The organism is Chitinophaga alhagiae, from assembly GCF_003568665.1.
Taxonomy (GTDB): domain Bacteria; phylum Bacteroidota; class Bacteroidia; order Chitinophagales; family Chitinophagaceae; genus Chitinophaga; species Chitinophaga alhagiae.
In genome coordinates, this window is sequence record NZ_QXMH01000006.1 from 17,181 (window position 1) to 39,313 (window position 22,133).

19 protein-coding genes are annotated in these 22,133 nt (G+C 55.6%); 6 read left to right on the forward strand and 13 right to left on the reverse strand.

Annotated elements, in window-relative coordinates; all coding sequences use genetic code 11:
• Positions 1-27: 27 nt before the first annotated feature.
• The 7 genes from D3A97_RS23555 to D3A97_RS23585 form a co-directional block, all read right to left on the reverse strand.
• The gene (locus D3A97_RS23555) at positions 28-2,385 is read right to left on the reverse strand and encodes an ABC transporter permease (protein ID WP_119081031.1); all 2,358 of its coding nucleotides are present in this window, start codon (positions 2,383-2,385) and stop codon (positions 28-30) included.
• A gap of 257 nt (positions 2,386-2,642) precedes the next feature.
• Positions 2,643-3,104, reverse strand: coding sequence for a carboxymuconolactone decarboxylase family protein (locus D3A97_RS23560; protein ID WP_119081032.1), 462 nt, complete (start codon positions 3,102-3,104; stop codon positions 2,643-2,645).
• A gap of 51 nt (positions 3,105-3,155) precedes the next feature.
• On the reverse strand, positions 3,156-4,031 hold the full coding sequence (locus D3A97_RS23565) for a sigma-70 family RNA polymerase sigma factor (protein ID WP_119081033.1): 876 nt from the start codon (positions 4,029-4,031) through the stop codon (positions 3,156-3,158).
• The gene (locus D3A97_RS23570) at positions 3,980-4,750 is read right to left on the reverse strand and encodes a penicillin-binding transpeptidase domain-containing protein (protein ID WP_119081034.1); all 771 of its coding nucleotides are present in this window, start codon (positions 4,748-4,750) and stop codon (positions 3,980-3,982) included. Before D3A97_RS23570 ends, D3A97_RS23565 begins: the two co-directional genes overlap by 52 nt.
• Before the next feature lie 80 nt (positions 4,751-4,830).
• Entirely contained in the window at positions 4,831-5,040 is a 210-nt protein-coding gene (locus tag D3A97_RS23575) for a hypothetical protein (RefSeq protein WP_119081035.1), read from the reverse strand.
• A gap of 78 nt (positions 5,041-5,118) precedes the next feature.
• Complete coding sequence (locus tag D3A97_RS23580) at positions 5,119-7,056, reverse strand: M1 family metallopeptidase (protein ID WP_119081036.1); 1,938 nt, start codon at positions 7,054-7,056, stop codon at positions 5,119-5,121.
• A gap of 74 nt (positions 7,057-7,130) precedes the next feature.
• Entirely contained in the window at positions 7,131-8,267 is a 1,137-nt protein-coding gene (locus tag D3A97_RS23585; RefSeq protein WP_119081037.1) for a helix-turn-helix transcriptional regulator, read from the reverse strand.
• Between the two features lie 98 nt (positions 8,268-8,365).
• On the opposite strand from D3A97_RS23585, the gene D3A97_RS23590 reads away from it, so the two are divergent.
• From D3A97_RS23590 to D3A97_RS23615, 6 genes are all read left to right on the forward strand, one after another.
• Positions 8,366-9,223 carry a pirin family protein gene (locus D3A97_RS23590; RefSeq protein WP_119081038.1) on the forward strand — a complete coding sequence of 286 codons (858 nt, stop codon included), beginning with the start codon at positions 8,366-8,368 and terminating at the stop codon, positions 9,221-9,223.
• 5 nt (positions 9,224-9,228) lie between these two features.
• Complete coding sequence (locus D3A97_RS23595; protein WP_119081039.1) at positions 9,229-10,215, forward strand: DUF2157 domain-containing protein; 987 nt, start codon at positions 9,229-9,231, stop codon at positions 10,213-10,215.
• The gene (locus D3A97_RS23600; protein WP_119081040.1) at positions 10,199-11,347 is read left to right on the forward strand and encodes a hypothetical protein; all 1,149 of its coding nucleotides are present in this window, start codon (positions 10,199-10,201) and stop codon (positions 11,345-11,347) included. Before D3A97_RS23595 ends, D3A97_RS23600 begins: the two co-directional genes overlap by 17 nt.
• A gap of 62 nt (positions 11,348-11,409) precedes the next feature.
• Positions 11,410-12,057, forward strand: coding sequence for an SGNH/GDSL hydrolase family protein (locus D3A97_RS23605; protein ID WP_198674156.1), 648 nt, complete (start codon positions 11,410-11,412; stop codon positions 12,055-12,057).
• A 299-nt stretch (positions 12,058-12,356) separates the two neighbouring features.
• Positions 12,357-12,572 carry a glucuronate isomerase gene (locus D3A97_RS23610; protein WP_119081042.1) on the forward strand — a complete coding sequence of 72 codons (216 nt, stop codon included), beginning with the start codon at positions 12,357-12,359 and terminating at the stop codon, positions 12,570-12,572.
• Entirely contained in the window at positions 12,569-13,630 is a 1,062-nt protein-coding gene (locus D3A97_RS23615; RefSeq protein WP_119081043.1) for a LacI family DNA-binding transcriptional regulator, read from the forward strand. The genes D3A97_RS23610 and D3A97_RS23615 overlap by 4 nt, the downstream gene beginning before the upstream one ends.
• Positions 13,631-13,688: 58 nt before the next feature.
• On the opposite strand, the gene D3A97_RS23620 is transcribed toward D3A97_RS23615, so the two are convergent.
• From D3A97_RS23620 to D3A97_RS23645, 6 genes are all read right to left on the reverse strand, one after another.
• Entirely contained in the window at positions 13,689-14,969 is a 1,281-nt protein-coding gene (locus D3A97_RS23620; RefSeq protein ID WP_119081044.1) for a putative oxidoreductase C-terminal domain-containing protein, read from the reverse strand.
• A complete protein-coding gene (locus D3A97_RS23625) occupies positions 14,966-15,739 on the reverse strand; it encodes a glucosamine-6-phosphate deaminase (protein WP_119081045.1) in 774 nt (257 codons plus the stop codon). The genes D3A97_RS23620 and D3A97_RS23625 overlap by 4 nt, the downstream gene beginning before the upstream one ends.
• Positions 15,723-16,943 carry an N-acetylglucosamine-6-phosphate deacetylase gene (gene nagA, locus D3A97_RS23630; RefSeq protein ID WP_119081046.1) on the reverse strand — a complete coding sequence of 407 codons (1,221 nt, stop codon included), beginning with the start codon at positions 16,941-16,943 and terminating at the stop codon, positions 15,723-15,725. The genes D3A97_RS23625 and nagA overlap by 17 nt, the downstream gene beginning before the upstream one ends.
• Positions 16,918-18,312: a sugar MFS transporter gene (locus D3A97_RS23635; RefSeq protein ID WP_119081047.1), complete on the reverse strand. Its 1,395-nt coding sequence runs from the start codon at positions 18,310-18,312 to the stop codon at positions 16,918-16,920. The genes nagA and D3A97_RS23635 overlap by 26 nt, the downstream gene beginning before the upstream one ends.
• Before the next feature lie 5 nt (positions 18,313-18,317).
• Positions 18,318-19,634: a Gfo/Idh/MocA family protein gene (locus tag D3A97_RS23640; RefSeq protein ID WP_232826063.1), complete on the reverse strand. Its 1,317-nt coding sequence runs from the start codon at positions 19,632-19,634 to the stop codon at positions 18,318-18,320.
• A 216-nt stretch (positions 19,635-19,850) separates the two neighbouring features.
• Positions 19,851-22,133 carry a hypothetical protein gene (locus D3A97_RS23645; protein WP_119081049.1) on the reverse strand — a complete coding sequence of 761 codons (2,283 nt, stop codon included), beginning with the start codon at positions 22,131-22,133 and terminating at the stop codon, positions 19,851-19,853.

Here is a 22,133-nt window from a genome sequence, read left to right on the forward strand (position 1 = left end):
ACGGATTAAAAATTGATGAGGACAGTATCATTCCGAACGCAGGCTTTTAGCCGGGTCCATCACCGCCGCCTTCACGGCCTGCAGGCTTACAGACAGCAGGGCAATGCAGATAGCGGCCAGCGCGGCCACGGCAAACATCCACCACTGCAGCTGTATGCGGTAGGCAAACCCGTTGAGCCAGGCATGCATGGCGTACCAGGCAATGGGGCAGGCTATTACGATGGCGGCCAGCACCAGTTTAACAAAGTCTCCGGAAAGCAGCGCCACAATATTGGCAGCGGAGGCGCCCAGCACCTTGCGGATGCCTATCTCCTTCCATCGCCGCTCCGCTGTAAAGGCGGCCAGCCCTACCAGCCCCAGGCAGGAAATAAGGATGGCCAGCCCGGCAAAGTAGCCGGACAGTATAGACACTCTTTTTTCCGCATCGTACAACGCATTGTACGCGGCATCAAGAAACTTGTACTCAAAGGTATAACCGGGGTTGTAGCGGGTGTAAAACTGCTCCAGGCGGGCCACTGTTTCCCTTTCTTTACCGGGCGCTATTTTTACCAGTATGTTGGTAACGCCCCGGTTGGATATTTTGAGGAACAGGGGCGCCACCGCCTTGTGAAAAGATTCGAAATGATAATCTTTTACCACGCCGATCACCTGCCTGTCCTGCCCCCAGAGGTTCACCGTTTTGCCAACGGGGTGGCGGAGGCCCATTACCTTTACGCCGGCCTCGTTCAGGATGAGGGCGTTGCTGTCTGTAGGAAAGTCTTTCGAGAACATGCGCCCTTCCGCCATCTGCAAACCCAGCAACTCCATGGCGCCGAGGCCTACGGTCACATTCTCGAACTTGATGATCTCGTCAGGCTTGCGGCCTGGCCAGTGAAGGCCTTCCGTAAAGCTATGGGTGCCCACCACAATATCGTCCATGCCAGACACGGCGGTTACGCCGGGTATGTTCCTCACCTCCGCCATAAAACTTTCCAGGTTATCCGCCAGGCGCCCGTCCCGCTGAAAATAAAGGGTGTTGCCGCGGTCGTACCCCAGTTGCTGCGTTTGCACGTAGTCGATCTGTTTGTACACTACCATAACGGCCACCATGAGCATAACAGACAGCGTGAACTGGAACACTACCAGGCCCCGGCGCGTCCATAATTCCCCGAAGCTGGTATGCAGCCGGCCTTTCAGAATGGCCAGCGGGTTGAACCGGGAAAGGTACAGCGCGGGGTAGCTGCCCGCCACCAGGCCGGTTACGATCGTGATGGCCAGCAGCGCCGCAACAATGGGGCCGTTCAGCGCCAGGTGCAGCTCCTTGCCGGTGATACGGTTAAACGGCGGCATCAGCGCCACTACCAGCAATAGGGCCACCAGCAGCGAAATGAACGCCATCAGCAGCGCTTCTCCCATATGCTGCGCAATGAGCGCGCGGCGGGTAACGCCCAGCGCTTTTTTGATGCCCACTTCCTTCAGCCGCCGGGATGCCTTGGCCGTGGAGAGGTTCATAAAATTGATGCAGGCAATGAGCAGAATGAATACGGCCACAATAGAAAAAAGCCTGACATAGGCAATGCGGCCGCCGGTGAGCTGGCCGTTCTCGTAAGTACCATAGAGATACCTCTCGGCATAAGGTTTGAGGAACAGGGTGATGTTGGAACCGGGGTGCTTTGTTTTGACGAAGCCCGCGATCTTTTTGCTGACCTGCGCGGCGTTGGCGCCCTTGCGGAGTTTTACGTACGTGAGCGCGTTGTAATTGCCCCAATGCATGCTTTGCGGCAGCAGCTCCCTGATAATACCGGCAGACAGCGCAAAGTCGAACTGCATGGAAGAACTGGCCGGCACATCTTCAAACACGCCCGCCACGCCCGCCACGCCTTTGAACTCCCCGAGCTGCCAGGCAAAGGGCCGGCCTATGGCGTTTTCTGTGGTATGGAAGAGGCGGCGGGCCAGAGAGGCGGAGATCATCACGTCATTCCGGCCAGACCATTTTCCCTGCAGCACCGGGTAGGAAAAGATGGAAAAATAATCTTCAGACACAAATTGCCCTATTGCTTTCAGGGAGCGGTCACCGGTAGTGATGGTAAACTTTTCGTACCATGCCGGGTCTGTGGCAGACGCCGCCAGCTCCACCTCCGGTATTTCCGCTTTCAGGGCTTTGGCCAGCGGTTCAGGAGTGGCCCTCGCTGTTTCAATGCTATGGGCGTGCTGCATATGCTCCATTACCTGGTACAGCCGGTCCCCGTCCTGGTGGAACCGGTCTACCTGCAGCTCACTGTTCACCCAGAGGTAAATGAGCACCACGCAGGCAAGGCCCGTGGAAAGGCCCACCAGGTTGATGAAGAACGAGTTCCTGGAACGCCTGAAATTCCTGAAAATGATGAGCAGGTTGTGTTTGAACATGGCACGGTGGTTTAAGCGCGGGGAACAAGCCGCAATAAAGCTGCCATATCCTTCAACCAGCCATGGTGGCTGCTGGCAGGAGCATACACCGGCGCCCGCCTGTTCACATGCGAACGCCGGTGTCCGGAAACGGACAGTTGTGGCCCCCGCGCAAACGCACGGCAAGCGCCTCTTTGCCGGAAGCCCGCTGTTCATTACAAAACGCTGCCTTGCGGGTTTGCGCGTTACTTGTGCCGCCCTACCCTGTAATTGCCGGGTTACTTGTGCTGCCCTACCTTGTAATTGCCGGCCGGTGTGCCAAAGGAGCACATCAGCCTGTTCCAGGAATTGATCTGGGATACGGCCAGGCTCAGCAGGGCAATTTCGGGTTTGGAAAAGTGCTCCAGCAGTTCTTCATGCAGGTCTTCCGCGTGTTTTTCTTCTGATACAAAGGTGAGCCTTTCCGCAAAAGCCAGCACGGCCCGTTCTTTGGGACTGTAGTAAGGCGCTTCGCGCCAGGCGGGTACGGATATGAGGCGCTGTACCGTTTCCCCTTCATGCAGCGCCTCCTTATGGTGCATGTCCAGGCAATAGGCGCATCCGTTGATCTGCGATACGCGCGTGCGCATCAGTTCCAGGAGGCGCCGGTCCATGCCCGCATCATCTATATACTTTTGTACGTGGCGCATGGCGTCTATCAGGCCGGCGGGCAAATCTGCTGTGGTGATCCTTGTGTTCATCTGTTATATGTTTTGTATAAAGACAAACCAATGGGGTTATGTGTGACAGGATCATGCTTTTTTCTCCAGCGCCCGCAGCTTGTCCGGGTTGCGCACAAAATACACGCCGCTGACGCCACCGTTTTTCAGCAGGAACACCTGGCAGTTCATCAGCTTTCCCTGCAGGTAATAGAACAGTGCGGGCTGGTGGTTCACGCTCCCGGCCTGTACTTCAGCGCCCAGGTAGAATTTGCCGAACATGCCCAGCAGCATGGCAGATACGTCCCGGATGCCATATACCGGTTTTTGCGCGGCGGCCACTTTGCCGCCGCCGTCTGAAATAGCGGTGATGTCTTCGTTCAGCAGCTTTTCCAGGCGCGCGGTATCTCCCTGCCTGATCACCCGCAGGTATTTGTCCAGGAAATCTTTGTGGGGCCGCGGGGGCGCGGCAACCGGCGGCGCCTGCAGCTTGTTGCGGGCGCGGCTCAGCAACTGCCGGGAGCCGGCGGCTGAAATATCCAGCGCGGCGGCTATTTCAGCGTGCCCGTAATGAAAGGCCTCCCGGAGAATGAACACGGCGCGCTCCCGGGCGTTCAGTTTTTCCAGCAGTACCAGTAGCGAGAAGTGAAGCACGTCGTTGCGGAGCAGCGCGGTATCCGGCTGGTGGGTAACCACCGGCTCCGGCAGCCATTGGCCGGGGTATTCCGTTCTTTTGCGCTGCTGCTGGCGGTTGATGGAGAGGTTGATAACGGTGCGCACCAGGTAGGCCCGCGGGTTGTCTACCGGCGCCGCCGCCTGCATGAAACGCAGGTAGGCATCCTGCACCATGTCACGCGCATCTTCCAGGGAGCCGGTGATGTTATAGGCGTAGGTGGTCAATAAAGGCCGGAGCGAGTTTACATCGCTTTCAGCTCCTTCAGCTTTTGTATAGTGATCAGTCTCCTGCATTTTGAAAAATCCGGGTTAATTACCTTGCGGTCTTTTACCAGCCGGGTGGCAAAAAAATAAACATTGTCTTTCTTTTCCAGGTAACCTACCCACCAGCCGTAGTCGTTACCGTATACGCGCGTCCAGCCGGTTTTGGAGCGGATAACATGATCGTCCTTGCTTTCAGTGATCATGACGCGCTTCAGTATCTCGAAGCTGCGTTTGGAAAAGGGCAGCTTTTCTTCGTACACCTTTACCAGGAACTCCACCTGGTTGCGCGGCGAGACCTCAAAAGGGCCATAGTTCCAGAAGTCAGGGTCATTGCGGCTGAGATCGCCATTGCCGTAGCGGCAGGCCGTGAGGTAATGCCGGTAGCGCTCCTTCCCAATCTTTTTGGACAGCTCCATGAATACCCAGCCGGCGGATACTTCAAACGCTTCTTTCACCGTCATGTCCTTATAAATGGAAGGCCGGTAACCGTACAGCGTTGTATCTGTATGGCCGGGCCATTTCACCACCTCCATTTCGTCTTTGATAACGCCTGTTTCCAGGGCAATCAGGAGGTTGACCACCTTGAACGTGGAGGCGGGCAATGAGGTAACAAGGGCGTCTGCGGAATCTGTGAACGTCCACTGCTGCTGGCGGTAGTTATAAATAACGGTATTGCCGGGTATGTTACAGTGCTGGGCGCCAGCGGCCAGTGCCCGGCAGCATAAAAATAAAATGATCAGGCGCTGCATGTCATCGGGTTAAATGACGCACAAAATAATAAAAATAGCAGCACGCGGGTGTGGAAGTTCTTACATACTCTGGGTAATTGTCAAAGTTCGTTCTCAATGGCAATACCCAGCTCTTTTGTAAAGCCCGTTTCATTGTCTGCGCCTTCCTCAAACCAGTGGCTGGCCCCTTCATTGTCCTGCTTGCGGATGAGAAAGAGCGTACCACCGGGCAGTTCCACTATGAAGCTGTTCTCTGACTCCTGCTCCACCTTCACGTTGCTGCCTGCTATTGAAATATGAAAAACTCCCATGGTATGACTGTTTTTTCACCTGTGTACTACAAGCATTATGCCCTGAAATGCCGTTTTTATTGCATGGGGGCACTAAAATCAGGAAGACGCCTTGTAAACGGCGCCGGTAACCGTTTTGCTCTCTATATAAAAGTTCTCCCTGTCTACCTTGAAGTCCTTTTCCGTCATGCCTTCCAGGGTGATGTGCTGCCATTCTTCCCTTGGCCGTATAACATCATAGCTGTTTCTGCCGGTTGTTACCCTTACCGGCATACTGAAGCCCTTCACGGCGCCATGCCAGCGGTAGTTCACCCGCAGCCCTCCGCGCTGTTTCTCAAATTGCAGCTGCAGCTCCGGCAAAGCGGCCCGGTGCAGGTATTGTTCAAAAAAGGGTTGCAGCGGAAGGCCTGTGCTTTCCATTATATAGTCCGTTACCTGGTCTGCCGTTACGGTCTGCAGGGCAAACTTTTCCTGTATGCCGCGCAGGGTGGCAAAAAACAGGGAATCGTTATTGACCATGATGCGGAGCATATGCAGCATGCGGCAGCCTTTGGCGTAAGCATCCCACACTTCATAGTGGATGTGGTTAACGTTGCGCACGCCGGTGATGGGCTCCCTGTTAACGCCTCCTTCTTTTGCCAGCCGCTGCAGCGCCGCCTTCTCCCCTTTTTCGTACGCTATCATGAGCATGGTAGCGTAAGTGGCAAAACTTTCGTGCAGCCAGAAATCAGCCATGTCCCGGCAGCTTACATTGTTGCCCCACCATTCATGCGCCACCTCGTGCCACAGCAGCTCCTTGAGCGCGGAGGTATCCCCGCCAAAACTCCCCAGGGCCACTATGCCCTGGTGCTCCATGGGGTACGGCGTTTCTATGAGGCGGAACCCGTCTGCCGGAAAGGGATACGGGCCAAAAAGGCGTTCAAACTGCCGCAGCATGTCTTTCGCTTTGGCCAGCAGGAAGCGGGCCCTTTCCTCGCTGTAGGGCAGGTGATATATGTTCATGGTGAGCGTATCCCCGTTGCGTACGTAGCGGTCGGTTATTTCCCGGTAGTCCCCGATGTTGACGGTAACATTGTAGTTATTGATGGGATAGGTCACCGCCCATTCCGTTCTTACCCGTTTATCCGGCAGGGTGATGCGGCTGCGCAGGCGGCCGTTGGAAATATTCTGCAGCCCTTCGGGCATGGTAACGCTGATGAGCATGCTGTCCGGTTCGTCTGACAAATGGTCTTTATCGGGCCACCACAGGCTGGCGCCGGAGCCCTGGCAAACTACCTGGGCAAAGAGGCGGCCGTTATTGTCCCGCCGCCAGAGAAAGCCCCCGTTCATGGAAACATTCGGGTCAGGTTGCTGCGGTTTGCCATGATAATATACCCGCAGCTCTTCCATAGCGCCCGCGGGCACCATTGCCGGGAACTGCACCAGCACCGCGTCAAACTCGCGGCGGTACGGCAGGTGGCGGCCGCGGTACACGATACTGTCTACCGGCATGTTCTCATACAGGTCTACCTGCAGCTCGCGGAAGGGCCGCACGGCGGTGTAGCGCATCAGCGTGCTGCCGCTTACCGTCTGCGCGTCCGGGTCAATGGCCACGTCCAGGTGATAATACTTTACGTCATAACAACTGCGGGCGGGCAGCAGCATGCCCCTCAACGTGTCTGCCCGGGTAAAACCGTTCTGGCGGTTGGGGGCGCGTTTGGCTTTGGGTACGTCTGTGGAATGGCTGATCCTGAAACATTCAAACCGGCCGTTCTGCTCAATGATCATTTTGTTGACATGGCCGGAAGGGTCCGCCACAAATTCGACCAGGGCTTTCGGTTTTACTCCTTCCACCTGGTAGCGGCCGTCTGGCTGCAGCAACATGTTGGCGGCGCCCCGCCCCTGATCAGTAAATTGCAGGGAGTCTCCCTTATATGAAACAACAAAAAGCCGGAGAAGGTCAGCGTTCAACTGGTAGGAACCAGTGTAATCAGGTTGCTGGGCGGCGGCGGCAAGCGGAAGGCAGCAGATCAGCAGCAGGCATAAGCGTCTTGACATGGGTTCGCGTTTTTATGCTGCAAATCAATGAAAAAGCGCCTCCGCCACCTATTCAAATCCGGATTTGAGCCTTGTCACGGCCGGTTTTGCAGATGAACAGCCTGATATTCCCGCGGTGTTTGGCCGGTGATGGCCTTAAAGGCGCGCTGAAAGGTGGGCTGGGAATTAAAGCCGCATTCAAAGGCCATCCCGGTGAGTGTGAGGTGGTTGCTGGCGGGGTCTTTGATCCGTTCTTTCACGGCTTCCACCCGCCAGGTGTTCACGTATTCGTTAAACCCTTTCTGCAAACGCTGGTTCAGCACAGCGGAGAGCATTTTGGCCGGTACGCCGATGTGCGCGGCCAGGGCATTAGTGGTCAGCTCCGGGTCAAGGTACAGGCGCTGTTCCGCCATGGCTTTCTCCAGGGCGGTCACGCAGGCTTCCACCTCCGCGGGCGGCAACTGGTCATAAAAGGTCTGGGTCTTCTTTTGCTGGGCAATATAAATGACCCGGGTACGGTGGTAACCGGCAAAGCCCACCCAGTAAATGAACATCACCAAACAAACCTCTATCATATAATACTGCGGGCCGCCGCCAACACCAAAAACATACGCATACAGCAGGGTACCCGCCCAAAGGGCGCTGAACAGCGCCATCACCACCAACAGGGTTTTCAGCCAGCGCATGATGATATCCGCCTCTTCCTCCACCCAGGCGCCGTTCCGGATATTGGCCGGCATCAGGCCACGGTATTCCCGGAAGGCGAGGAACAGGTAAACGGTGAAAAGCAATACGCTGAGCGGCTCCGCAAGGGCGCCATACCAGCCGTCCAGCCATTCGGGGTCTACCGGCACCGGTTTTTTATTGACCTGGCATACCCGTAACACAAACAATCCGATGCGGAAGGCCGCGCCGGCCAGTACGGGCAGGAAATGCCGCCAGGCCCTGCGAGCGGGCGGCCCCGCCCTGAACGACCGGAAGTACAGGTAAAAACTGGGGCCCAATCCGAAGATCAGCACAAAGGGGAACATGTCGAAAACAAAGAGGTACCGGTACAGCCCGGAGCTCCAGTTAAGGGTCTCAAAACCGTTATAGCTGAGAATGAGAATGAAAAAAGCCAGCATCCTGTTCTGCTGCCTGTTATTGGATGGCGCGAACAATAGGAAAATACCGAAGAACAGGGCCTGCAGGGCGCCCAGCAGCACCACCAGCGAAAAGATATCCAGTTTCATCTATATTAAAGTACAAAGCGGTCTTAAAGATATTATTTTTTTTAGGCGGGCCAATGTTTTAAATTCGTTAACCATTTGTTTTACAAACCATTAATTATATGAAAAAATCCATTGCTCATATACTGACGGGGCGCGAGAAAAAGATCACGGAAGATGAGACGGTCATACAGCCCCTTCCTCACAAAGATTTCCGCTTTGCCAATCCTTTTATTGTAATACACCACCTGCCGCCCAAACAGGTACCGGCGGGCTCCAAACTGCGCATACACCCGCATCCTCACCGGGGTTTTTCCCCGGTATCTTTCATGATACAGGGAGAAGGCTACCATATGGACAGCGCGGGCCACTCCGGCAACATTGCGGCGGGCGGCATACAGTGGATGTTTGCGGGCAAGGGCCTGCTGCACAGCGAAGGGCCTACCCAAAAGATGCTGGACAGCGGCGGCATACAGGAAATGATACAGATATGGGTGAACGTGCCCAAGGCGCATAAATGGGACGATCCCTACTACCAGAACGCGCAAAAAGAACAGCTGCCGGAAGTATTGCAGCAGGAAGGGGTGCAGATGCGCCTGGCCAGCGGCACGTATGAAGGGAAAACCAGTCCCATGAAGAGCTTTACCCCCATTACCGCTATTACAGGCACCGTGCAGGCGGGCAAAACCGTGCGCATCAGCGCGGAACCCGGCTACCAGGCGCTGCTGTACATTTATAAAGGCGCGGTGGCCGTAAACGGCCGGGAAGAAGTGCGCATGCACCAGCTGGTGGTGTTTGAGCAGGAGCACGATGAAATAGAGATCACCGCGTCAGAGAACGCGGGCCTCCTCTTTTTGTCTGCCGAGCCGCTGAACGAGCCGGTAGCCGCCAAAGACAATTTTGTGATGAACACCCCGAAAGAAGTAGAGCAGGCCATCAACGATTATAAGGAAGGGAAATTCGGTACCCTCGAATATTAACAGGCATGAACGAACAACTGTTTGAAGAGCTGGCGGCCAAAGGCCAGCTTTCCCCTGCTTCTCTCCGCAAGGTGAAAGCCATTGCCGGCAACCGGCTGTTTTCCGTTCACTGGGAGTTGAAGACCATCCTGTACCTGGGCGTGTTGCTGCTGAGCGGCGGCCTCGGTATCCTGATCTATGAAAATATAGACACCATTGGCCACCAGGCCGTACTGGCGCTGATAGCCGCCCTTTGCGCCGGCTGCTTTTATTATTCCCTGCGGCACAAGCCGCCTTTCTCGCGGCTGCAGGCCACTCCCAACAACGCCTTTGCTGATTATAGCGTATTGCTGGGCTGCCTGCTGTTCCTGACCTTCATCACCTACCTGCAGGCACAGTACAATGTATTCGGCACGTGTTACGGCTCCGCCACTTTCATTCCCATGCTGGTGCTGTTCTTCTGCGCGTATTACTTTGACCACCTGGGCGTGCTCAGCCTGGCCATCACCAATTTTGCGGCATGGGCGGGCATTGCCATCACGCCCTTTGACGTGCTCACAGGAAACGATTTCAGCAGCCATACCCTGATCTATACCGGCATGCTGGCAGGCGTGGCGCTGATGGTAGCCGGCGTGCTCAGCACGGCGCGCAATTTTAAAAAACATTTCACCTTCACCTATCACAACTTCGGCGCGCACATTCTGTTCATTGCCTGCCTGGCGGCCCTGTTCGTGCTGGAGCCGTACTGGCCCTGGCTGCTGCTGCTGGCCGCGTGCTGCGCGGGCATGTATTACCTGGCCATGCAGGCACGGTCATTTTACTTTCTGCTTATCACGGTACTGTACGCCTACATCGGCGCCTGTTACGTGGTAGTGCGCTGGCTTGACGTGATGCGGGGCGGAGAAGGCGTGCTCTACCTGACGCTGATCTATTTCATTGCCTCCGGTATAGCCGTGGCGCGGCTGCTGGTCAATCTCAACAAAAAGCTGAAGCAACATGATCATCTATCATAAACAGGACCTCGACCATGCGCTGCTGCAGGAAGAAGTACGCACCGCGTTCAAAAAAGAATGCATCACCAAAGAAGAGTACCAGCATATGATGCAACAGTACCCCAGCCGGTTGTACACGCCCAACCCGTTCATCCGCATCGGCCTGTTCCTGCTAACGGTGCTGGTAGTACTTTTTTCCTTCGGCCTGTTTGCATTGCTCTTTGCCGCCGGGCTTAAAAGCGAGGAAGCGCTGGGCGGGTATTGCATCTTCTTTTGCCTGGTTACCTACGCCGCGCTGGAGATCTTCATCCGCGAAAAGCAGCATTACCGCTCCGGCGTAGACGACGGGCTGGCCTGGAGCGCGGCCGGGCTGGCGCTGGCTGGGTGCATGCTGACAAGCGGCCTTGCTGTGGGCGCGGCGCCGTTTTACGGGCTGGTGTTCCTGCTGGGTACGTTCTTTGCCTTGCGGTTCCTGAACATGCTGATGGGGCTGGCCGCTTTTGCAGGCCTCACTGGCGTTGTATATTACACGCTCGTATACGCAGCGCCGGATGTGCTGCCCTTTGCCGTGATGCTCCTGTCTCTCGGCGTTTACCTGGGCGCGCGCAGGTATACGGCATCCCGCTATTATGCGCCCACGCTGCAGTTGCTGCAGGTAGCCGCGCTGGCCATGCTGTACGCGGCCGGCAACTATTATGTGGTGAGGGAAACACGCGGGGCGCTGTTTGGCGAAGCGGCAGGCCAAATGCCGGCCGGCTGGCTGTTCTGGGCGCTCACCATACTGATACCGCTGGCATACCTCTACGCCGGTATCCGGAAAAAAGACAAGATCCTTTTACGCACCGGGCTGGTGCTGGTAGCCGCCGTTGTATTCACGGTCCGTTATTACCACACCGTGCTGCCGCTGGAAACGGCCATGGTGCTGGGCGGTGTGGTGATGATGCTGTTGGCGTATGGTCTTCTCCGTTACCTGGCCGTGCCGAAACATGGGTTCAGCAGTGAGGCCACGGATGAGGCGGAAACCCTCAAAGGCCTGCAGATAGCGGAATCCCTGGTAATTGCGCAAACATTCAAGGAGGCGCCCCGGCCAGACAACCGGTTTGAATTTGGCGGCGGCACCAGCAGCGGCGGCGGCGCCGGATCTGAATATTGAATACAGGATATTGTCATTATCACTATTTTTAAGGAAATTATACGCTTACAAACATGAAACACATGCCACGTTTACTGCTTATCTGCAGTGCATTCCTGCTGCTTTCCGCCGCGCTCCCGCAAAAGAAAAAAGTGATCTTCTTCGGAGATTCCATTACCGCCGCTGGTGTAAGGCCCGATGGCTATATTACGCAAATGAAGGCCATGCTGCCTGATTATGACCTGATCGGCGCGGGCATTGGCGGCAACAAGGTGTACGACCTTTACCTCCGCATGGAAAAAGACGTGCTGGAAAAGAAGCCAGACGTTGTAGTGATCTACATCGGCGTAAACGATGTATGGCACAAGGCCACACACGGTACGGGCACAGACCTGCCCAAGTTTGAAGGCTTTTACCGGGCACTCATTAAAAAGATACAGGCCAACGGCGCCAAAGTAGTGCTTTGCACCCCTGCTGTGATAGGCGAGAAAAAGAACGGCGATAACGAGCAGGACGCAGACCTGGACAAATTCAGCGCCAGCATCCGCAAAATAAGCCAGGACACGGGCCTGCCGCTTTGCGACCTGCGCAAGCTGTTCCAGGATTACGACCTGGAGCATAACAAGGAGAACGCTGAAAAAGGCATCCTGACCTCAGACCGCGTGCATCTCAACAAAACCGGCAATGAGCTGGTGGCAAAAGCGCTGAGCGGCATTATCGGGAAGCTGTAACTAAAATGATGAAAGAAGACGAAAAGGGGCTGTCTCAAAAGTAATTTGATGGGCTTGAGAATCGCGTAAACGAAAAATCTCTCCATCAGGTACCTGAATAAGATCAGGTAAAAATTACTTTTGAGACAGCCCCCTTTTTTGAACGCCGCCGCGAGGCCAAACAGCCTTATTGCGGCAGGAACATGCCGGCCGCAATAGCATTCTTGTACGGCATCTGAACAACTGATCGCGCCAAATTATTCCCACCTTTATAAAACTTTTGTGTATTTTCGGGTACGTACACGAATCAATAATCCCCGATGCAGGCCATATTCGGAAAAGACAGCGGTTTTGGCTCCATCGGGGACTATCCGCGGGCGGCGTGCTACTTCAGAAGGATTTTATGCAATATATTTGGGCAGGAAATGGAGAATGGCCTGCTCCCCGGGGAGCTACCCTGGATAGGGCAACTGGTGCAGTACATTTGCCGCTACAACGTGAAAGGATATATTAACTTTACCCAAAATCAGCTATGAAAGCGAATCAACAGGAACCCAACGCCGGTGTGAAAGAAATTGCAAGGCGGGCCAAAGTGTCCATTGCCACGGTAGACAGGGTGATACACAACCGGTCAGGCGTTTCTCCCAAAACAAAACTCAAGATAGAGCGCATTATACAGGAGCTGAACTACCAGCCCAATATACTGGCCAGGCGCCTGGCCTCCCGCAAGATCCTGAATTTTGCCATACTGATACCCGCTGTTTCGGCAGAAACAGACTTCTGGGAAGCGCCGCTGGCAGGTATTCAACAGGCGGAAGAAGAGATCCGGCAGTTCGGCATCAGGATAGACCGCTATTTTTTTGACATGAACAGCAAGGCCTCTTTTGTAAAACAGTCAAAGGCCATTCTCAAAAGCAAGGTAGACGGCATTTTGCTGGCACCCTCCTTTATTGAGGAATCCATCACCTTCACCAGCTCCCTGAAAGAGAAGAACATCCCTTACGTGTTCATCAACTCAGACATCCCCAACCAGGAAAGCCTGGGCTACATCGGGCCGGACCTGTTCCGCAGCGGCTACCTGAGCGCGCACCTGATGAAGTACTGCATTCAGCCGAAAGACAAGATACTGATCGTGAACGTATCTCACGAAATAGAGAACCATCACCACCTGCTGCGGAAAGAGGAAGGTTTCAGGGCGTATTTTTCCAACAATGATAAAAAGATACTCAAGATAGATATCCGCCAGACCAATGACCGTGCCGTGGAAAAGAAAGTGGCGGAAGCGCTGGCGGAAAACAGCACGGTAAAGGCCATCTTCGTTACCAATTCCCGCGTGTCTAACGTGGCGCATTACCTGGAAAGCGCGGGCCGTGAAGATATACTGCTGGTGGGGTACGACTTCCTGAAGGAAAACATCGCCTACCTCAAAAAAGGCGTAATAGACTTCCTGATCTGCCAGAAACCGCAGGAACAGGGCTACAAAGGCATTATGGCCCTCTACCAGCATACCGTTCACGGCGCGCCGGTGGAGAAGGTATCTTTCATGCCCATAGACATTATTACCAAAGAGAACTACGCATTTTACCGCAACTAACGGAAAAGGGGCTTACACAACAGTGCAAGCCCCTTCCTTATTTGAGACCCATTTCAAATTATTGTTCGTTCCTGGCCAGCTTCAACGCTTCCGTAGTGGTATAGTATTTGGCCAGTGTATTGGGCACTTCCCATGCCGGTTGTTTTCCTTCTTTCACATACCGTAAAAAGGCTTCCATCACTTTGGCAAAGGAGGCTTCGTGCCCTTTTTTGTAATCATCCGGCACCACTATGCGCCAGCCTTTGTCAATACGCTCCAGCGCCAGGCCGGGGTACTTCTGCAGCAATGGTTGCAGGGCCGTACTGTCTGGCTGTTTGGTATGAACGTACAGCTCGCCGTTTTGCAGCAGCACGTCTGCCCTGGTGCCGCGGGTGAGGGCAAAATGCGTGTCCCCTCCCCCTTCGTACGCCCAGGTAACAGATACGCGGGCGTTCACGCCGCGCAGGCGGTAGCTGAAAGCGCCGTTGGCATATACCTGCAGTACGCTGTCACTTTGAGCGGCTGGCTGGCCGGTGATGTCCGCAAATTGCTGCATGGTCATAGCCGTAGGCCAGCGGCGGGCGGAATCTATTACAATGTCTTTCGTATAGTCCAGCACCTGCTCCGGAAAACAGGTCCACTGAATGAGGTCTACCATATGCGTGGTAACGTCTACAATACCCTCTCCCTGCTGGTTTACGTCCATATACCATACCGGCCTTACCAGCAGCTTGCCAGCCACGTTCTTTTTGAAATGATGCACGCTTTCCCTGACAACGGCGGGGTTACCGGGCGAGCCTTTTTCCAGTTCCCCGAATACGGCCGGCATATGGGTGATCTCCTGCTGAAGAATGGACATTATCTCGTACCGTTCCGTCATCATATCATACAACTGCACTTTCTTTTCCGCCGCTTCGGCAAAGGCCGCTTTAAGCGAGTCGAAACCCGCAGGGTCAATAGCCATGGGCTTATCGCTCAACACATGCATGCCGGCGCGTACGCTGCTGCGGATGTAGGAAGATTTGAGGCGGTTGTTGCCTGCTATCACAACAATGCTGCCGGCAGGTTGCCCGGCCAGGCGCTGCAGGTAGTCAGGGCCTTTATGCACTTCCATCTGCCAGTGCGTAGGCTGCTCCGGGCGCTGGTTATAGCGGTCTACCACGGCCAGGTACTGCTCCACTTCCGGGCCTTCAGGCGCCAGCACCTGCGCCACGCTGTCTATGCCGGGATACATGTGCTGCATCACCAGGGACGCGTGAAAGTGGCCCGGGTCAAGCGCTATAAGCCGTTGTTGCTGCGGCGGTTGAGCTGGTGAACATGCCATCATTGCTGCAAATGCCAGTAAGGATAATTGTTTCATGATAATTGGGCAAGGCGGTCGAAAGATAGAGCGGCGCTGTCTTTGTCAGTAAACAACACGGCTTCCGGGTGGTTGCGCAAGGCGGTGGAAGGGTATTTTTCGCTGATGCTGTCAAACAGGGTGTGTTTCACAGCAGCGGCCTTGTTGGGGCCGGGCACCACGCAGAACAGGTACCGGCCTTTCAGCAGTGCGGGCACGGTGAGCGTAAGCGCATGCGTAGGCACCTGCGCAAAGGTCTCAAAGCAGCCATCGTTCACCTGCTGTTGACGGCAGGCATAATCCAGGTCTACCACCTTTACCAGCTGGGGATCATTAAAATCCGCCACATGCGGGTCGTTAAAGGCAATATGCGTATTCTCGCCGATGCCCATCATCACCATATCCACCCCCTGGCGCAATAATGCGGCGTAACGTTCGCACTCCGCCTGCGGGTCTGCCGCATTGCCGTTGAGGTAATGCACGCTGCGGAAAGGCACTTTCGCAAAAAGGCGGTCTTTGAGGAAGTTGCCGAAACCTTGCGGGGCCGCGGCATCCAGGCCTATGTACTCATCCATGTGGAACGCGTTGATGCGTTCCCATTCAATGCCTTTGTCTGCCGCCAGCGCTTCCAGGAACTCTTGCTGCGAGGGAGCGGCCGCAAACACGATGTTCAGCTGCTCCTGCTGCTGCAACAGTTGCCTGATGCGGTCCCCGGCCATGGCTGCGGCCGCGGCGCCCATTACCTGGCGGGTTTCGTATGTATGTATCCGTAATTTATCTACCTGCTTCATGTAATTGTTTTTGATGTTGGGCCTGGTAGAGCAGGTTGCCGCCTACCATCACCATGTCCATATTAATATCTGCATCGAAGATCACGATGTCTGCATCCTTGCCCGCTACCAGCGCACCCTTGCGGTCTGCCACGTTCATGATGGCCGCCGGCGTGCTGGTGATCATTTTCACCGCGTCTATGAGCGGCACGTCTGCCAGTTGCACCATGTTGCGCACCAGTTGGTCCGCCGTGGCCACGCTGCCCGCAAAAGAGCTGCGGTCAGGCAGTTTGGCCACATTATCTTCCACTATCACTTTCAGGCCGTTGTTCAGCGCGCCCAGGATGCTTTCTCCCGGCGGCATGCCGGCAGCGCGCATGGCATCTGTAATGAGGGCCGTTTTATCCGCCCCTTTTATCTTGTATACCAGCTTCAGCAACGGCGGGGGCAAGTGAACGCCGTCCGCAATGATCTCCACGGTCATTTCATCCAGGAGAAAAGCGCTTTCTATGGCGCCGGCATAACGGAACGCATTTTTGCGCGTAACGCCAGACATGGCCGAGTACAAGTGCGTGGCGTGGGTATAGCCGCACTCCAGCGCTTCCAGCACTTCTTCATAGATAGCGTCTGTATGCGCAATGGCGGCCAGGATGCCTTTGCTGCGCAGATAGCGGCCAAACTCCAGAGAGCCCGGCAACTCCGGCGCGGCGCTCCAGCGCACCACGGAGCTGGTAGATTCCAGTACCGCCTTGTACTCCGCGGGGTCAGGGTTGCGGATGTACCGCGGGTCCTGCGCGCCACGCTGGTTCATGGCAAAGTACGGGCCTTCCAGGTGAATGCCCAGGAACTCCGAGCCGCGTTTGTTAAGGGCATGCGCCTTGTCATACAACTGCACGGCGTCTCTCAGGCTGGCCGTATCGCTGCTCAGCGTGGTGGGTACCATGGAGGTAGTGCCGTACTGCACATGTTTTTCGGCCACGGTGAGGAAGGCTTCCACATCGCCGTCCATAAAATCGCTGCCGCCGCCACCGTGAATGTGAATATCTATAAACCCCGGCGCCACGTAACGGCCGCCGGCATCAATTTCCAGTGCATCGCTTACGGGAATGTCATACTCACTCACGGCTAGTATCCGGTTCCCCTCGACCAGCACCGTTCCTCCGGGAATGATGCGGTACGGGGTGATGATCTGGCCGTTGCTAATTTTTTTCTTCTGAAACCTCATATGGCTGCACTTCCTGTTTTAATTGAATGGGGGATGATGAAAAAGAACGGGACCACCTCCGGATGAGGTGCCCGTAAAAAGCATAAAATATAAGGTAGAGGTAACAGGGAAATAACACCCAGTACGCTACCCGCAGGTTATACGCGTCTGCAAAATAACCATACACCAGCGGCAGAATGGCGTTGCCGCAGAGGCCCATGATCATGATAGAAGCGCCCAGTTTGGTGAAGCGCCCCAGCCCTTCCAGCGCCAGCGGCCAGATGCCCGCCCACACCAGGGAGTTGGCGAGGCCCAGCAATACCACGAACCAGATAGATACATCTGTAGTGTGGCCCAGCAGGGTCACCTGCCCTTTCACCAGGGTGATGCACGCTACCAGCAAAGCGCCCAGCACGGTACAGAAACGCAATGCGTTCACCTGGCTGATCACTTTCGGGATCAGCAAAATGCCCATGCAATACCCGAAAATAGTGGCGGCCAGGGTGTATGAAGGGAATGTTTTGGCTTCCAGCAGGGAAATACCCATATCGTGCGTGGCGTAGGGAATGATGGTATCAATCGCTACCACCTGTGTGCCTACGTGCAGGAAAATGGCCAGTGCGCCCAGTATCAGGTGCGGGAACTCAAAGATGCTCTTTTTGCCGGCATTGGCTGCGGCCACTTCGCTGCTTTCACTTTCCGTATTGATCTCAGGCAGCGGAGAATAACGCACCATCAGCCCCAGCAGGAACAATACCGTGCCTACTACCGCATAAGGCGTAATTACACGGCGGATCAGCTCGTCCAGCGCGGCGGCCCGCTCCTGTGCGCCCATGTGCGCCAGCTGTTCAAACAGGCCGGTGTCTGTGGGTTTGAGAATGACCGCGGCAAAAATGAGCGGCGCAATAATGCCCGCGCCTTTGTTGCAGATGCCCATGATGCTGATACGCTGCGCGGCGCTTTCCTTTGGCCCCAGTATGGTAATGTAGGGATTGGCGGCCGTTTGCAGCACTGCCAGCCCCAGGCCAATGGTGAAAAGCCCCAGCAGGAACACTTCGTACGTACGGGTCAATGCGGCGGGAATGAATATTAAAGCGCCCAGCGCCATGGCCCAGAAGCCCACCATCATACCCTTCTTGAACCCTACCGCTTTCAGCAGGTAGGATGAAGGAACGGACATGATGAAATAGGAAATATAGAAAGCGAACGCCACAAAGTAGGATTGCAGGTTGCTCAGCTCGCAGGCTATTTTGAAATAAGGGATCAGGATGGCATTTACCCAGGTAACGAACCCGAAAATAAAAAACAGCAGCCCAATGATAAAGATAGATATGCGGGTGTCCCGTTTGCTCATAGAGCCCACTTCCACCACCGAAGGTTTATTTCCCATCTTGATTATATTTTCGGTTCCCAGCCCGGCTGGTAATCTCTTTTCCAGAACTTCTGCGCGGCCGCGTTGTTTTTGATGTGGCCGGTAGCCGGGTCAATGTTCAGCGCGGAGCCGGAACGGAGCGCAATATTGCCCAGCTGGCAAAGCAGCGTGCTCTTGTGGCCGCTGAGGATGTCTGCGTTCAGCGTGGCGCCGTTCTTGATACCGTCAAAGAAATTCTGGATATGCAGCGCGTCCAGGTCCGCGGCAGGATTGGTGAGGTTGCGCGCATCGATGGTTTTGGTGTTTTTCACGTCTTTTACCACTTTGTTCTTCAGGTCAAAGATGGTATAAGCGTTACCGTCAATCACAATAGAACCGTTCTCCCCGTAGAAAATTACGCCGGCGGTGTTGCCTTCAATAGGCTTTCCGTTGCAGCTGCGGCCTTCCCAGGCAATGCTGCACTTGTTGCCGAACTCCATGGTGATCACCTGCGTGTCAGGTGTTTCCCAATCGTCCTGGTAACGGTAGCGGCCGCCGGAAGAGGTCACAAAAGTGGGATAGTCCACGTCCAGGCCCCAGCGGAGCAGGTCTACCATGTGCGTGCCATTGTTAAGGGCTTCGCCGGTACCCCAGTTCCAGAACCAGTGCCAGTTATAGTGAATGAGATTGTCTTTGTAGGGCCTGCGCGGAGCGGGGCCTTGCCAGAGGTCGTAGTTGAGCCAGGAAGGCACCGCGGCGGCCTTGCCGGTACCAATAGACTCGCGGTTGTTGGTATACCAGCCTTTGCCGAAGTATACCCGGCCAATGGTGCCGTTCTTTATTTCGTTGATGGCGGCAATCACATTCGGCCAGGAGCGGCGCTGGTTGCCCATCTGTATAACGGATCTATATTTTTTCTGTGCGGCTACCAGCAGCTCGCCTTCCGCAGGGTTGTGGCTGGCGGGTTTTTCCAGGTATACATGTTTGCCGGCTTTGGCCGCCAGTATGGCCGCGGGAGCGTGCCAGTGGTCAGGCGCGGCCACCACCAGGCCGTCCATCTCCTTGTTTTCCAGGGCTTTCCTGAAATCGGGCACCGCCTTGGGCTGCGACTGCTGGATCTTGGTTACGCTGGCTATACATTTTTCCGCTGCGCGGGTGTCCACATCTGATACGGAAATGATCTCACAATTGGTCTGACGGGCATAGTTGTTGGCTAATGCAAGCCCACGGGCATTTACGCCCATCATACCGATCTTAATACGTTCGTTGGCGCCAATGATGCGGGCATAACTTTTGGCGCTAACACCGGGCAGCATGCTGCCTACCGCCAATGCCGCCGATCCTTTGATCGTGTTTTTCAAAAACGCTCTGCGGGACTTTTCCATGATTACTTCGTGGTTTGGTTGAAAATTGATGTTTTCGGGTACGTACCCGAAAGTACTATTTAAAGTTAGAAATTAAAAAGTTTTTGCCAGTTTTTTGTTCCGGCAACGTTTACGGAAGCCTTGGGGCCGCCCAGGCGTGGCCGGGGCGGCATGCCTGTGGTTACACGGCATGGCCGGAAATGCCTGCCGCGCTTACACGTTCTCCCCTTCCAGCTCGTGATGGCTGGCCAGCATCCGCACAAAGCGGGGCAGCAGTTTCACGTCTTTCAGCACCTCCTGCCCCAGCCGCGTATTGAGGTGGTTGAAGCGCAGGGCCTTGTTCAGCCTGATAAAGCCATAGTTATCCACCAGGGAGGGTTTCGGCACGCCATCCACCACCGGCGCATGCACCGTGCAGTTGGTAAAGGCCGCTCCCGCCGAAGCTGACAGTTTGTAAAAGGCGGTTTCCCCGGCTTTGCCAACGGGTTTGAGGCGGCAGTCCGCCAGGCTTAACTCGCCTTGCAGATCGGCCTTCAGCGCTCCTACCTGGCTGCGTTCCACCCGTAACCCGGCCGTACCGGCCAGCTCCGCTGAAAAATGATGGCAGTTCACCACGCGTATTTCCGGACTGAGCGCGTATTCGTCTTCCGGCTGCCGGGCAGGCGCCGCGTTCAGCAGCAGATGGCGGGCCCCCTCCTGCTCCAGTTGTATGTTTTCGAATACCAGTGAGGCGTTCGGTTCTCCGGGGCCGCCTTTCAGCGGCTGGCGGTAACCCTGCGGGGCCGCCACTTCCACCAGGCGCACGCCTTTGCTGCGCCCTTCCACCACCACGTCCCGGAAAGACACGGCATGCGGGAAGAACAGGCGCTCACCGCTTTTCATTTTGGAGAAAGCGGCCGTACGCATCAGCCAGCAAACACCTGTAGACGCGGGCACGGCGTGATAATCCACCGTCAGCCCCTCCACACGGATGGTGCGGCCATAACCGATGGGATAATTGTAGGTAAAATCCGCCGGCACAAATTCCAGCACCGCCGTATCTCCTGCCACGGCGGGCATATAGCGGCAGTTGCGGATGTAAATAGCGCCGTCCCATTTGGCGCCGAAATCACGCCTGAAGGAAATGAAGTTCCTTGACCAGATGGTGGTGTTTTCTATGAACAGGTCTCCCCCGCCGGTAACGGTCACGCCGCGGTACCCGATCTGGGAGTCTTTGATATGCAGGTGCCAGCAGTGGAAATGCACGTCTACCCTGTTCAGGCTGCAACTGTCTATGATAAACTGTTTGTTGAGATTGGTGCCGAATACGCCCCAGTGTACCGGCCCGCCTTCCGCCGTTACGCGGCAAAAGCGCGCTTTCAGGGTGCGGTTGCAGGTAATGCCGTAGGTACCGGCAGGCACATCGCGCTCCTTCCCTTCCCTGTCTTGCTCCCAGGGCAAAAGCCGTACGTCCTGCAGCGTTACGTCGAACACGCGGGAAAAGGAATAGAAGCCGCCACGGGGGTTGAGGGCCACGTCTGCCGCTCCTTTTTCCAGCCCTACCCACTGCTCCCGGATAATGGTGCGGCTGCGGCTCACGGTGAAACCGCCGCGCCAGTAACCATCGTACTTGGTGCCTTTAAAAGTACCCGGACTGTTGCCTGACAACAAAAAGGAGCCGCCTTCCACCACCAGGTACGCCTGCTCGCAGGGGTACGCCATCAGGCTGGTGAAGTTTTTGAACTCCCAGGCCAGGTCTCCTATGATGCGGCCATGTTCTTCCACATAAAAAAAATCTTCGCGCGCCCATGACTGTCCGCTGAATCTTTCACCAGACCGCAGCCCTATCCTGTCTTTATCATCCGCCGCAAACACCAGGCAATTGGCATAGGGCGCCAGTTCCGGTATCGTTTTTACACCGGGCTTCAGTACTTTCAGCAACAGCTCCTTGTCTACCTCCACCTTCACCGGCTTCAGCCGGCTTTTGATCTCGAAGCGGGCATTGGCTTTGGTATTGTATTGCTCGTCTATATGGAACACCGTATTACCTAAATACACATTGGTATACACCGGGATGGCGTTGGTCTGTTTGAGCCAGAACTCGCCGCCGGGGTTCACCACCGGTATGTTGTGCTCGTTGGCAAATTCATGGGCGGCCTTGATCTGCACCCCGTCATCGTTCTTCCCGTCTCCCACGGCGCCAAACATCTTATAGTTCACGCTGGTACCGGCCAGCAATACGGCGGAGAGGCCGTTCTGCAAGGCCAGCCCCCCTTTTTCCACCACCTGGTAAACGGCCGCGCCGCCGTCTCCGGCTTCGTAGTAGCCGGCGGTTTGTACAATGCTGCCAGCGGCCAGTTTTTTATCCTGCTGCATGGCTGCTGTAGTAGGGTAAACCGGGCCGTCGCTGCCGCGTTTGGCAACGGGCGCCGCACCTACAGGCAGGCCGGCGGCCAGTGTAAGGCCCAGTGCGCCCAGCATTTTTCTGCGGGTATAGGCGGTGTTGTTTTTTTCCAT

Coding starts and splice junctions, on each gene's coding strand:
- D3A97_RS23570 (WP_119081034.1), bottom strand. CDS start 4,750: ATGCAGCGCCTGATCATTTTATTTTTATGCTGCCGGGCACTGGCCGCT.
- D3A97_RS23600 (WP_119081040.1), top strand. CDS start 10,199: ATGATCATCTATCATAAACAGGACCTCGACCATGCGCTGCTGCAGGAA.
- D3A97_RS23610 (WP_119081042.1), top strand. CDS start 12,357: ATGCAGGCCATATTCGGAAAAGACAGCGGTTTTGGCTCCATCGGGGAC.
- D3A97_RS23615 (WP_119081043.1), top strand. CDS start 12,569: ATGAAAGCGAATCAACAGGAACCCAACGCCGGTGTGAAAGAAATTGCA.
- D3A97_RS23590 (WP_119081038.1), top strand. CDS start 8,366: ATGAAAAAATCCATTGCTCATATACTGACGGGGCGCGAGAAAAAGATC.
- D3A97_RS23595 (WP_119081039.1), top strand. CDS start 9,229: ATGAACGAACAACTGTTTGAAGAGCTGGCGGCCAAAGGCCAGCTTTCC.
- D3A97_RS23605 (WP_198674156.1), top strand. CDS start 11,410: ATGCCACGTTTACTGCTTATCTGCAGTGCATTCCTGCTGCTTTCCGCC.
- D3A97_RS23560 (WP_119081032.1), bottom strand. CDS start 3,104: ATGAACACAAGGATCACCACAGCAGATTTGCCCGCCGGCCTGATAGAC.
- nagA (WP_119081046.1), bottom strand. CDS start 16,943: ATGAGGTTTCAGAAGAAAAAAATTAGCAACGGCCAGATCATCACCCCG.
- D3A97_RS23585 (WP_119081037.1), bottom strand. CDS start 8,267: ATGAAACTGGATATCTTTTCGCTGGTGGTGCTGCTGGGCGCCCTGCAG.
- D3A97_RS23635 (WP_119081047.1), bottom strand. CDS start 18,312: ATGGGAAATAAACCTTCGGTGGTGGAAGTGGGCTCTATGAGCAAACGG.
- D3A97_RS23625 (WP_119081045.1), bottom strand. CDS start 15,739: ATGAAGCAGGTAGATAAATTACGGATACATACATACGAAACCCGCCAG.
- D3A97_RS23580 (WP_119081036.1), bottom strand. CDS start 7,056: ATGTCAAGACGCTTATGCCTGCTGCTGATCTGCTGCCTTCCGCTTGCC.
- D3A97_RS23645 (WP_119081049.1), bottom strand. CDS start 22,133: ATGGAAAAAAACAACACCGCCTATACCCGCAGAAAAATGCTGGGCGCA.
- D3A97_RS23565 (WP_119081033.1), bottom strand. CDS start 4,031: ATGCAGGAGACTGATCACTATACAAAAGCTGAAGGAGCTGAAAGCGAT.
- D3A97_RS23620 (WP_119081044.1), bottom strand. CDS start 14,969: ATGAAACAATTATCCTTACTGGCATTTGCAGCAATGATGGCATGTTCA.
- D3A97_RS23555 (WP_119081031.1), bottom strand. CDS start 2,385: ATGTTCAAACACAACCTGCTCATCATTTTCAGGAATTTCAGGCGTTCC.
- D3A97_RS23575 (WP_119081035.1), bottom strand. CDS start 5,040: ATGGGAGTTTTTCATATTTCAATAGCAGGCAGCAACGTGAAGGTGGAG.